General features: G+C 53.2%; 10 protein-coding genes. 8 read left to right on the top strand and 2 right to left on the bottom strand.

Annotated features, from left to right (window positions below; all coding sequences use genetic code 11):
• Nucleotides 1-73 precede the first annotated feature (73 nt).
• The 6 genes from ACO0LM_RS21465 to ACO0LM_RS21440 all read left to right on the top strand — a co-directional run bounded on the left by ACO0LM_RS21465 (nt 74) and on the right by ACO0LM_RS21440 (nt 8,366).
• Entirely contained in the window at nt 74-808 is a 735-nt protein-coding gene (locus ACO0LM_RS21465; RefSeq protein ID WP_423039756.1) for an AzlC family ABC transporter permease, read from the top strand.
• Nucleotides 805-1,125: an AzlD domain-containing protein gene (locus ACO0LM_RS21460; RefSeq protein WP_423039754.1), complete on the top strand. Its 321-nt coding sequence runs from the start codon at nt 805-807 to the stop codon at nt 1,123-1,125. Before ACO0LM_RS21465 ends, ACO0LM_RS21460 begins: the two co-directional genes overlap by 4 nt.
• Before the next feature lie 137 nt (nt 1,126-1,262).
• Nucleotides 1,263-2,408, top strand: a complete 1,146-nt coding sequence (locus tag ACO0LM_RS21455) for a serine hydrolase domain-containing protein (protein ID WP_423039752.1) — start codon at nt 1,263-1,265, stop codon at nt 2,406-2,408.
• A gap of 89 nt (nt 2,409-2,497) precedes the next feature.
• Complete coding sequence (locus tag ACO0LM_RS21450; protein ID WP_423039750.1) at nt 2,498-3,922, top strand: metallophosphoesterase family protein; 1,425 nt, start codon at nt 2,498-2,500, stop codon at nt 3,920-3,922.
• Nucleotides 3,923-4,069: 147 nt separating this feature from the next.
• Entirely contained in the window at nt 4,070-6,292 is a 2,223-nt protein-coding gene (locus ACO0LM_RS21445; RefSeq protein ID WP_423039748.1) for a TonB-dependent receptor, read from the top strand.
• A gap of 340 nt (nt 6,293-6,632) precedes the next feature.
• Nucleotides 6,633-8,366, top strand: coding sequence for a methyl-accepting chemotaxis protein (locus tag ACO0LM_RS21440; protein ID WP_423039746.1), 1,734 nt, complete (start codon nt 6,633-6,635; stop codon nt 8,364-8,366).
• 99 nt (nt 8,367-8,465) lie between these two features.
• Here ACO0LM_RS21440 and ACO0LM_RS21435 read toward each other — a convergent pair whose 3' ends face one another.
• Nucleotides 8,466-9,044, bottom strand: coding sequence for an ATP-dependent Clp protease proteolytic subunit (locus ACO0LM_RS21435; RefSeq protein WP_422983838.1), 579 nt, complete (start codon nt 9,042-9,044; stop codon nt 8,466-8,468).
• 114 nt (nt 9,045-9,158) lie between these two features.
• A complete protein-coding gene (locus ACO0LM_RS21430) occupies nt 9,159-10,355 on the bottom strand; it encodes a M20 aminoacylase family protein (protein ID WP_423039744.1) in 1,197 nt (398 codons plus the stop codon).
• A 508-nt stretch (nt 10,356-10,863) separates the two neighbouring features.
• Here ACO0LM_RS21430 and ACO0LM_RS21425 point away from each other — a divergent pair.
• A complete protein-coding gene (locus tag ACO0LM_RS21425; protein WP_423039742.1) occupies nt 10,864-11,841 on the top strand; it encodes an ABC transporter permease in 978 nt (325 codons plus the stop codon).
• Nucleotides 11,842-11,847: 6 nt separating this feature from the next.
• On the top strand, nt 11,848-12,759 hold the full coding sequence (locus ACO0LM_RS21420; RefSeq protein WP_423039740.1) for an ABC transporter permease: 912 nt from the start codon (nt 11,848-11,850) through the stop codon (nt 12,757-12,759).
• Nucleotides 12,760-12,767 lie beyond the last annotated feature (8 nt).

Below are 12,767 nucleotides of genomic sequence, written 5' to 3'. Positions count from 1 at the left end.
CGCAAGATCGTACAAGCGCAAATTTCCCGAAACGGGCATGATTCCATATCCATATTAAAAGGGATTCAAAAGGATGCCTCCTTTGCACGCTTCTTCCCGTTTGACCAAATTTACCGCCGGTGTGCGCGATACCGTGCCCATGCTGGTGGGCGCAGCCCCTTTCGGCATGATATTTGGCACCCTGGTTGCTACCGCACAATTGAGTGCCTGGCAGGGGCAACTCATGTCGCTGTCGGTATTTGCCGGTTCCAGCCAGTTCATTGCCGTTGGTCTGATTGCCGGGCATGCCAGCATGTTGGTGATCTGGCTGGCGACCCTGATCGTGAATCTGCGCCATATGCTGTATGCGGCTTCACTGATGCCCTACGTGCGTCATTTGCCGCGCCGCTGGCGCTGGGCCTTGGGATTTTTGCTGACGGATGAAACCTTTGCCGTGGTCGATCGCTATTATCGCGAGCATCATCATGCCAAAGACGGGCATTGGTATTTCCTGGGATCTGGCTTGTCCATGTACGCCAACTGGCAGTGCTGGACGCTGGTTGGCTTGTTGTTTGGTGCGATTTTCCCGAAATTACAGACTCTGGGGCTGGACTTTGCCATGGTGGCAACTTTCATTGCCATTGTGGTGCCGCAGTTATACCGGCGACCGCATTTGCTGGCAGCCGTCGTGGCTGGCAGCAGTGCCTATGCATTGCAGGGCTTGCCTTACAAACTGGGTTTGCTGGTTGCCGTGGTGGCTGGTGTGGGTACGGGCATGCTGTCGTCCAGATTCAGTACAAATAAGCAAAAAGAAGCGGAGACAGCATGAGCACCACATTAACCATACTGGGCATGGCTGTCATCACTTTCCTGGTCAAGGCCCTGATCTTCATGCTGGGTGACCGCGTGATGTTTTCTGCCAATGTGCGCAAGGCGCTGGACTTTGTGCCGGTGACGGTGCTGACAGCCATTATCGTCCCCATGATATTGTCGCCGCACGGACAAGAACTGGAATTGAGCTGGCGTAATCCGCAACTGGTGGCCGCCTCAGTGGCTGTCATGGTCTGCGCCGCAACACGCCATCAACTGGCTACCATCATCGTTGGTCTGCTGGTATTTTTCAGTTGGCAATTCATGCTTGGCTGATGAAAGTTTTGCATTCAAGCCCTTTGTTCACGGAGTGGCACGACTAACTATGTACCAACTGCGTAGTAAGATAGCTGTTTTTTGATGTCCGCACAGTTCAGACTATGACTTACGATTTCAGCAAGGTAAATGCAGCAATGCAAAAATATGTGGACAGGGAAATCCTGGCCGGCGTATCGACCGCCGTTCTGGTCGGGCGCGAACTGGTGCATCAGCATTGCACTGGCTGGGCAGACCGCGAAAGCCAGACGCCCATGCGCGAGGACCACCTGTTTCGCGTGTTTTCCAATACCAAGCTGATTACCTCGATGGCGGTTTTGCTCTTGATGGAAGAGGGCAAGCTGGAACTGGATCAGCCCGCTGAAGAATTCTTGCCGCAACTGGCACAGCGTCAGGTATTGAAACCCGGTGCCACCAGTCTGGATGACACCGAACCGTCACGCAGCAAGATCACCATCAGGCAATTGCTGAACCATACTTCCGGACTCAGCTATGGATTGCTGGATCACGGCACGCTGATGTACAAGACCTACAATGAAAAACGGGTATTGAATGCCTTCACCAGTCTGGCCGACATGATGGATGTGCTGGCCGAACTGCCCTTGAGCTTTCATCCGGGCACAGCCTGGGAATATTCGATCGCCACCGACGTGCTGGCGCGGCTGGTGGAAGTGGTCAGCGGCATGAGTTTTGATCGCTTCCTGCAATTGCGCATACTCAATCCCCTGGCCATGCATGACACCAGTTTTGTCGTACCCGAACACAAGCGTGATCGCCTGGCGTCTTATTATGCGGGTACTGATCCGCAAAATATCCTGCAACGCGGTTTGCGCAAGCTCGACAAATCACCGTATCCCGGTGCCTTTGTCACGCCGGTGGCGCGTTTGTCGGGTGGTGGTGGACTGGTTTCCAGCATCCATGACACGCTGGCCCTGATGCGCAGTTTCATGCCGGATGGCGATACTCTGCTGCAAGCCGCGACTATCAAGCTGATGATGCAGAACCAGTTGCCAGCAGGTACCGGGATAGCTTTTCCCGGCGTCGGTGCAGTGCCTGGCAAAGGATTTGGCCTGGGTGGTGCTGTAACCCTGCAGCCTTCATCAATCGACCCGCCAGCAGCAAGGGGTGAATTTGAATGGGGTGGCATCGCCGGTACGCATTGGTGGATATCACCACGTCACAATATTGCCGGTGTACTGATGACGCAAAGACTGATGAGCTTCTGGCACCCGTTTTCATTTGATTTCAAACGCCTGACGTATGAGGCGCTGGGACACACTTAAATCAGTACCGGACAGACCTTCATCAAGCGGACATGATTCTGCATTAAGCTGTGCGGCAAGGATAGTATTACTTCATGGGAGAGAAAATAATGAGCTTCAGTATGACGCAAAGACTGCGTGTGATTTCCAGCCTGACGCTTGTCAGCCTGCTGGCTGCGTGCGGCACTGTGCCTACGCAAAATGAACCGGCTGGCAAGTTGCAGGCAGCGTGGGTGGTATTGGGTGAAAATGGCCAGGCGATCGCCCGCGCCGTCACCACAAATACCGCATGCCCGACCCTGATGCAAGATGGTGTGGCCCAGCCCATGCAGATACGCGCGGCTGCTGCTACCCTGCCTGTGCGCAAGACCGCCAGCGACCCGGTAGACAGCAAGGCATCTGCTTTCCCGGTCCTGACTTGTGATGCAGTATTACCGGCGAGCACCAAAGCCGCCAGTATCGCGGGTCATGCTTTGCCTTTACCGAAAGCGGTAACGCAAAAAATTGTAGTGATCGGTGATACGGGTTGTCGTTTGAAATCGAAGGACAATTACTTCCAGTCTTGCAATGACAGTGAAAAATGGGCTTTCCGTGAAATGGTGGAAACCGCGGCCCGTTTCAAACCTGACCTGGTGGTACATGTGGGTGATTACCATTACCGCGAAAATGCCTGTCCCGAAGGTAATAAGGAATGTGCCGGCAGCCCCTGGGGTTATGGCTGGGATACCTGGCAGGCTGATTTCTTTTCCCCCGCCGCCGCTTTGCTGAAAACCGCACCCTGGATAGTCGTGCGCGGCAATCATGAATCCTGCACGCGGGCAGGCCAGGGCTGGTGGCGCCTGATGGACCCGCGTACTTTGCAGGCGGGTCGTGATTGCATCGCCGAGCAAGATGACCAGGGTGGCGATTACAGCGCCCCCTATGCCGTACCTTTGGGCCGGGTCGGCAGCGAGCAGGCACAATTCATCGTCTTTGATTCTGCCAAAGTGCCCAACAAGCCAATAGCAAAAACCGATGCTGCCTATCAGTTGTATATGGAGCAGTTCAAGGCAGTCAACAAACTGGCAGAAACCGCGGACTTCAATCTCTTCATTGATCATCATCCGGTACTGGGTTTTGCTGCCGAATCCAAAAAAGGAGGTGAGTTGAAAATCTACCCAGGCAATCTGGCCATGCAAGACATCATGCAAACGCTGAACAGCACACGCCTGTTTCCATCCAGGGTACAGGCTACCCTGGCGGGCCATGTGCACTTGTTTGAAGCACTCACCTTCAGTAGTGGTCAACCTGTGCAATTTGTGTCTGGCAATGGCGGTTCTTCACTCGATACCACTTTGCCAACGCCATTGGAAGCCACTGCCACGCCCTACACCGAGGCAAAGCTCGATCATTTCAGCAATTCCAATGACGTTGGTTTCATGACCATGGAACGGGAGCAGCAAAGCTGGAAAGTCCAGGCCTGGAACAAGCAGGGCAAGCTGATTACCGAATGTCGCATGCAGGGCAATAAAACCGAATGCAAGGCAATGAAATAATAGTCTTCTTTCTGCAAGAGAAAACGGAGCTTGATGCTCCGTTTTTTTGTTGTAGTGTCACAAAACGGTCATCTTCATTACACGGTCTTGTCATATCGCTTTCCTACACTTGCGGGCTTTCTACCCACCAAGTTCACTGGAAGGCAAATGATGAATCGCAAGCAACAACAGTTCTCCATGCAGGTCATGACAGCTCAGGTATTACTGGCACTCAGTTGCATGGCACAGCACAGCGCGCAGGCGCAGACCACCAATGCAACGCCGGAAACTGCATCGGAATCTTCTTCTGCACTGGATGCGGATGCGATCAAATCCAGGGTCGTGATTAGCGGCTCCGCCGTCGGTAACCGCGCGCCGGTACAGACATCATTGAAAGCCACCCAGCCACAGTCTGTCATTACTGCCACTTTCATAGAACAATCGGTTACTCCGCTGGCTGACTTTAACGCCGTGGCGCGTATCGCACCCAGCATAGGTTCTGGTGTTTCTGCAAATGGCCCTGGCCTGGCAGAGACCAAAGTCACGCTGCGCGGTTTTCAGGATGGTGAATACAATATGACGTATGACGGTATCCCATTTGGCGATACCAATAATCCTACCCACCATTCGACTTCTTATTTCCCGGCACGCATCATCGGTGGCATGGTGATAGAACGAGGCCCGGGCAATGCCAGCAATCTGGGGCAGGCAACATTTGGCGGTTCCATCAACCTGTTTTCCAAAGAACTGTCGCAGGATTTCAATTTCACACCGTATGCGACCTTTGGTTCGTGGAATACAAAAATGCTGGGCGTACAACTTGATAGCGGTATTTCTTCACATTTTGGTGATACCCGTTTCATGTTCAACGGCTCACGCCTGACTACCGATGGTTACCTGACTTACAGTGGCGTGACGGAAGATAATTACCAGTTCAAATTGCAGCGCAGCCTGGGCAAAGATACGGTGATCACCGTGTTTTCCACCTATAACAAAATCACCAGCTATACACCGGATAAAGGTGGTGTAACCTTGAACCAGGCTGCACAATTCGGAAAAAACTATGCGCTGAACAATGACCCGACCAGTCAGAATTATTTTGGCTATAACTTCAACAACAAGAGCACTGATTTCGACTACCTGCGCCTGCAGTCCAAACTGGCCGGCTGGAACCTCGACAATACGCTGTATACCTATTCCTATACCAACGACACTTACTCCGGCCAGGATGCCAGTGGCGCAACGGCGAACGGTACCAAGTCCGGCATCACCGGCAACAAGAATGTGCCTGGTTATAACAAGTTGAATGCCTATCGTGTCAATGGCGATATCTTCAAGGCGACCAATCAGCTGGATGCCGGTTTGCTGCGTGTCGGCGTCTGGCTGGAAAGCGCGAATACCAACCGCCATACCTATGACCTGGACTGGACGCTGGGCCTGCCCAATCCCAAAGAATCCACTGCCCCAAAGAATGTCTCGTATGACCAGCGTTCATCATGGAAGCAATATCAGCCTTTCGTGGAATTTGAATGGGCACCCATGGCTGACTGGACCATCACACCCGGCCTGAAATACATGCACTTCAAGCGCGCGCTGGATGCCACAGTCAACCAGACCACCCGCATTCCAACCACGGCAGAACAGACATATACCTCGACCTTGCCGTTCCTGACGGTAAATTACAGCATTAACAAGGAATGGTCTGCCTATGCACAGGTCGCCAAGGGTTTCCTGGTACCTGATCTGTCGATGTTCTATGTGAACAATCCAGGCCTGAGCACACCAAAACCGCAGACTTCCACCAATTACCAATTCGGTGCAGTCCATCAGTCACGCAACCTGACGCTGGATGCCGATGTCTACTACATCGATTTCGACAATAAAATTGCGTCCACCGGTACTGGTAATGATCTGGTGTATTACAACCAGGGCGGGGTGGTGTACAAGGGAATGGAAGCCGCCGTGACTTACTACGTCGGCAGCGGCTTTTCTTTGCATGCAAATGCTTCTCTGAACAGCGCCAAAGCCAAAGACACAGGCTTGCAAGTGGCCAAGGCACCGGACAGCACTTCTGCTTTCGGCGTGCTGTATAAAGCCCATGGCCTGTATGGCTCCCTGATCGCCAAAACCACGGGCACACAATATGCGAAAGATGGTGAGCCAGCCGCGTATAAAATCCCGTCTTATACCACTGCCGACCTGACGCTTGGTTATCGCTGGAAGACACCGGCTACGATGGTCAAAAATATCAAGTTGCAGATGGGCATCAACAATCTCTTCGACAAGCAGGATGTAACCTCGCTGTCTGCCAACAGCAAGGGTGTGGCCTTTGATCAATATACCTTCCAACCGGCGCGCAGCTGGAGTGCTTCAATAAGTGCTGATTTCTAAGAAAATCGCAGAAAATTGACACGGGCACGCTTCAAAAGCGTGCCTTTTTTTGAGAGCACAAAACCTTGCGTTCCGAGAGTGAAAGCGCTCATTCAGCTTCTTTATCCATCTGAATTTCGTCACGTTGAAGCAACGCAGAGACAGGTTTTACACCACATGCCAATGATGAGTTTGCCTTCTGCCTTGGCAATTTTTACAACGAGAATCCAGTTTCGTGTACCAATTCGCGTTAGAAAGTTGATTTTTGTATAAATATCAACTAAAACTAAGTAGTAGTCCATCCATCCCGCCTGATTTCCCTTTTATCGCATCGTGTCGTTCTTTTACCTGAGGACTCGCTATGAAATTGTTCTATAACCTGAGGATTTCAGCCAAACTGTTTGTGGGTTTTATTCTGCTGTTGATATTGACTGCCTTTCTGGGCAGTTTTTCCATCTTTCAATTGTCACGCGTCAACCAGACTGCACTGGAACTGGGCACCAACTGGATGCCCAGTGTAAATGCTGCCATGGGCATCAAGGAAAGAATGTCGCGCCTGCGTACCCAGGAAATGCAGATCGTGTTGTCGGCAGGTGATGCAGAGAATCTGAAAAAATATGAACAGCGCTGGCAAGACTATGTGGCCGAGTTGAAGAAATATGAGAAGGACTATGTCAAACTGATCAGTTCCACAGATGGGCAAAAAGAATTTGCAGAATATGGCAAGCTGTGGGATCTGTATGTCATCGAAGCCAAAAAACTGACTGAGCAGGCTAGTGCCGGCAATATGGAAGCGGCACGTACGACCTTGCGTGGTGAATCCTCCAGACTGAATGCCGAAATACTCAAGATGGCAGACAAGATGGTGCAGACTAATTCAAATGGCGGCATTGCTGCTTATCGTCTGGGGGAGGCTATCTATTCCAATTCCAGGACCTTGATACTGGGCTTGATTCTGGTGACAGTCGCGCTGGGTTTGCTGCTGGCTTACTGGATAGCCAGAGTGGTGGCCCGTCCCTTGCAGGAGGCGGTCAGGGTTGCCAGAACAGTGGCATCCGGTGATCTGACCAGTGATATCGAAGTCAAATCCAAGGATGAAACCGGTGAGTTATTGCAGGCGCTGAAAGAGATGAATGGCAACTTGCTGTCTGTCGTCAGCGAAGTGCGCACCGGTACTGACCTGATTGCGACAGCCTCGACAGAGATCGCTAGCGGTAATATGGATTTGTCTGCACGCACAGAAAGCCAGGCTGGTTCACTCGAAGAAACCGCGTCGTCGATGGAAGAACTGGCGTCGACCGTCAAACAAAACAGTGACAATGCGCGCCAGGCCCATCAACTATCCCACTCTGCCTCGGCGGTGGCACAAAAGGGGGGGGATGTGGTGTCGCAGGTGGTTGATACCATGGGTTTTATCCATGCTTCATCGAAAAAAATCGTCGATATCATTGCGGTCATCGACGGCATTGCCTTCCAGACCAATATCCTGGCCTTGAATGCGGCAGTGGAAGCTGCGCGGGCCGGCGAACAGGGCCGTGGTTTTGCCGTGGTGGCGTCAGAAGTACGCAATCTGGCCCAACGTTCTGCCAGTGCTGCCAAGGAAATCAAGGACCTGATCAATGATTCGGTAGAAAAAGTCGATCAGGGTACACGTCTGGTAGGCCTGGCCGGTTCCACCATGAAAGAAGTGGTGGAAAGCGTCAAACGCGTGAGCGACATCATCAGCGAGATTACGGCAGCCGGATCGGAGCAGAGTTCCGGCATAGACCAGATCAATACCGCCATCATACAGATGGACCAGGTCACCCAGCAAAATGCAGCGCTGGTGGAACAGGCTGCCGCAGCGGCAGCGGCCTTGCAGGAACAGGCGGCCAGCCTGAGTCAGGTCGTGAGTATTTTCAAGCTCAATCAATCCGGCGACCGACCCCGGCAAGCCGCTGACAGACTGGCTGTCCCGACGATGACGCGGGCCGCGCAGCCAGCGCTGAAACCGATAGTCAGAGTGGCCCGCCCAGCCATAGCGGCGAATACAACGGCTGTTTCACGGAAAGAAGCGGTGGTGAATGGTGGGCAATCTGACTGGGAAGAATTTTAGAAAGGTTTTAGAAAGCAGAAAGGCCATCCGCATAGTGCCTATGCGGATGGCCCGATTTTGCTGTCTTTACTGTTCAGGCTCTGGTCTGCCTGGCAGAAATCAGCTCAACTCTGTCTGTTTGACGATAATGCGTGATACCAGGCCGTATTCGCTGGCTTCAGCGGCGCTCATCCAGTAATCGCGGTCGATATCGGCCGTGACTTTTTCCAGTGTCTGGCCAGATTCTTTGGCGATCAGGGCGGCGATGCGTTCGCGTACCTTGACGATTTCACGTGCCTGGATGGCGATATCGGTTGCCTGACCACCGCAACCACCGCTAGGCTGATGAATCAGGAAGCGTGTATTTGGCAGGCAGACGCGGCGCTCTTTCGGCACCGACAGGAAAACATTGACTGCTGCACTGCCTACCCAGCCTGTACCCACCATATTGACCGGGGCATCGATGAACTTGACGATGTCATGGATGACATCGCCTGATTCCACGTGACCACCAGGGGAAGAGACCAGGATGGTGATCGGGTCTTTTGATTCTGCCGCCAGGGCGATCAGGCGCTTGCTGACTTCGGCTGCCAGTTTGTCGTTGATGGTGCCAAATACCAGCACGGTACGGGATTTAAAGGCCTTTTCTTCAAGAAAAGGGCTGCGTTGTATATCGTTATTGTCTTTGTCGTCGGCCATGGAAGTCTTAGTGAAGTCTTGGTTAATGTTGGATTTGAATGATTCAGTAATGATGATTCTGGTGGTTAATATGGTTACTTAGATGGCTACTTAGATGTCTACTTACATGGCTACCTAAGTCGCTTTTTTCAAGTGGGCTTCGGCCAGTCTGACCCAATAAGTTGCACCTATGGGTAACAAATCGTCGTTGAAATCATAGCTGGGGTTGTGCAGATTGCAAGGCCCCAGGCCATGACCCATGTCACGGTGATCACCATCGCCATTGCCGATGAAGGCATAGCAGCCCGGCTTGGCCTGCAGCATGAAGGCAAAATCTTCGGCGCCCATGGTGGGTTCTACCTGAGCGTCAACATGGTCGTTGCCTACCACGCTGCGCATGACTTCGGCTGCGAAAGCGGTTTCTTTGGCGTGGTTGATCAGTGGTGGGTAATTGCGCTTGAACTGGAAATCTACCTGGGCATCGAACGCCGCCGCCGTGTGTTCGGCGATGGTCTGCATGCGTTTTTCTATCAGATCGATCATCTCAGTACTGAATGCACGTACCGTACCTATCAGCGTGGCATCGTCAGGGATGACATTGGTGGCACTGCCAGAATGGATTTGCGTCACTGACAGCACGGCTGATTTCAGCGGACTGGCATTGCGGCTGACGACGGTTTGCCAGCTCTGGGCGATCTGTATTGCCACGATAATCGGGTCTATACCCTTGTGTGGCTGGGCTGCATGGGCACCCTTGCCCTTGACCACGACTTCGAATTCATTTGATGACGCCATCATGGGGCCGGCTGTGACACCAAAGGTGCCGACCGCTACGCCAGGCCAGTTGTGCATGCCAAACACCGCATCCATGGGATATTTGTCGAACAGGCCATCTTCTATCATGCGGCGGGCGCCACCACCGCCTTCTTCTGCGGGCTGGAAGATCAGGTAGACGGTGCCGTCAAAATCCTTGTATTGCGACAGATAATGGGCCGCGCCCAGCAACATGGCGGTATGGCCATCATGCCCGCAGGCATGCATTTTTCCCGCATGTTGGGAGGTATGGGCAAAGGTATTGATTTCCTGCATGGGCAGGGCATCCATGTCGGCCCGCAAGCCTATGGCACGTTCGCTGTTGCCATTCTTCAATATGCCCAGCACGCCGGTGCCGCCCAGACCACGTACCACAGGGATGCCCCAGGCTTGCAGTTTTTGCGCCACGACTTCGGAAGTCCGGTGTTCTTCATAGCACAGCTCGGGATGCGCATGAATATCACGTCGGATTTGCTGGATTTCAGCATGAAATTGCACTATGGGGTCGATCAGTTTCATAATTGTCTCCGTACCGCGTATCGTGTATTGCAGCCATGGGCAGGCGCGTGGCCATAAATACACATTATTCTTATCAGGATATCACCCTGTTGATGAAAAAGCTCAGCCAGGGCCCGATTCATGGGCCTGTTTGCATGTCTTTCTCCATATAGAGAAAGATACCAGATTCCATGCATGCTGGTAGTCGCAGACCGTATATCCATTCTACAAAAACGGGTTTGCCAGTTGAATTGCTGTGGTAGTAGCATGCTGGCTTGCAGGCAAGACAGCTGCCAGGCTTTGTCCGGCAGCACAGCGCTATGGCAAAGCCTGTAAAATTCCGCAAAACAGGCAAACCGCATCCGCCGGCTAGGAATTTCCGCAGGTAAAGAAAGCATATAGACCATCGATGATGAAGAACCCTCTCAAGCAGTGCTGTACCCATACGCGGATCGTGCATCCGGCGATGGCTGTGCCTTCCCTGCATATTGTCTGTGCGTTGCCTGTGCTTACCAGGCAGGCCTGACTGATGCTGGAGTTTATCTTGCGTCGCCTGCTGCAAAGCCTGGCTGTCTTGCTGGTGATGTCGCTGCTGGTGTTTGCCGGTGTGTATGCGATAGGCAATCCTGTCGATGTGCTGATCAGCCCGGATGCCGATCAGATCGAACGTGCGCGCATCATCGCCGCCTTTGGCCTGGATCAGAGCTTGCCGCAACAATACTGGTTGTTCTTGCGCAATGCCTTGTCCGGCGACATGGGTCTATCGTTCGCCCATGCCACGCCAGCATTGGGCTTGATACTGGAACGCATGCCGGCGACGCTGGAACTGGCAGTGTTTGCCATCCTGATTGCCATCGTGCTGGGCATACCCTTGGGACTGCTGGCGGGGCTACGGCCTGACAGTCTGGTCGGCAAAAGCATCATGGCCATCTCCATACTCGGGTTTTCTTTGCCTACCTTCTGGGTGGGCTTGATGATGATCATGGTATTTGCTGTACAACTGGGCTGGCTGCCTTCCAGCGGCCGTGGCGAAACTGTGTTGCTATTGGGTGTGCCGGTCAGTTTCCTGACTGTCGATGGCCTCAGGCATCTGCTCTTGCCAGCCCTGAACCTGGCCCTGTTCAATATCGCCATGGTGATACGCCTGACACGCTCAGGCGCGCAAGAAGCCTTGTTGCAAGACTACGTGCGCTTTGCCCGTGCCAAGGGCTTGCGCAATAGCCGCATCATAGGTGTGCATGTGTTGAAAAACATCTTGATACCGATAGTGACAGTGATCGCCCTGCAATTCGGTTCCATCATTGCCTTTGCAATTGTGACTGAATCGGTATTTGCCTGGCCTGGCATGGGCAAGCTGATCATTGATTCGATACGGGTACTGGACCGGCCAGTTATCGTCGCCTATCTGTTGCTGATCGTCAGCCTGTTCATCCTTATCAATCTGGTGGTGGATGTACTGTATTCCTTGCTGGACCCGCGTGTACGCCTGTCCGATAACCAGGCCTGAACCTCTATGCTATCGACCAGCCAGCCATCAACCCTCATTGTCGAAACGCCGTTGCGACGTTTCCTGCATGATTTTTTTGCCAGCCGCATCGCGGCCCTAGGCAGTCTGGTGTTATTGCTGCTGGTCTTGGTGGCCTTGTTTGCGCCGTTGATATCGCCACAAAATCCTTATGACCTGGCAGCGCTGGATGTCATGGATTCAAGGCTGGAACCAGGCAAATTGTCTGCCGATGGCCTGCACACTTTTTTGCTCGGCACCGATGAACAGGGGCGCGACATGCTGTCGGCGATTTTTTATGGGCTGCGGATTTCCCTCATCGTTGGTTTTTCCAGCACTGTGATTGCCCTCTTCATTGGCCTGGGCCTGGGTTTGCTGGCCGGTTATCGGGGTGGCCGCACTGAAGCACTGATCATGCGTATCGCCGATATACAGTTGTCCTTCCCGGCGATCCTGATTGCCCTGATCTTGCTGGCCCTGACCGGGCAGGGCGTGGGCAAGATCATCCTGGCGCTGGTACTGGTGCAGTGGGCTTATTATGCCCGCACGGCACGCAGTGCGGCGCTGGTGGAAAGACGCAAGGAATATATAGAAGCGGCAGTTGGCCTGGGCTTGTCGCCGGCACGCATCATCTGGCGTCATTTATTGCCCAACTGCCTGCCACCGCTGATCGTGATTGCTGCCTTGCAGGTGGCTTCGGCCATTTCGCTGGAAGCGACCCTGTCCTTCCTCGGGCTGGGTTTGCCGGTGACCGAACCTTCGCTGGGATTGTTGATTGCCAATGGCTTTCAATACCTGCTGTCGGGTAAATACTGGATCAGTTTTTTCCCTGGCCTGGCTTTGTTGCTGACGGTGGTGTCCATCAATCTGGTGGCCGATCATTTGCGTGACGTACTCAATCCGCGCTTGCAGACGCACTAGGTGGAACA

It is taken from the genome of Undibacterium sp. Di26W (assembly GCF_049340265.1).
In the GTDB taxonomy this organism is placed as follows: Bacteria; Pseudomonadota; Gammaproteobacteria; order Burkholderiales; family Burkholderiaceae_D; genus Undibacterium.
Note: the sequence above shows the minus strand (reverse complement) of the source record. Positions and strands in the feature narration are given on the sequence as shown.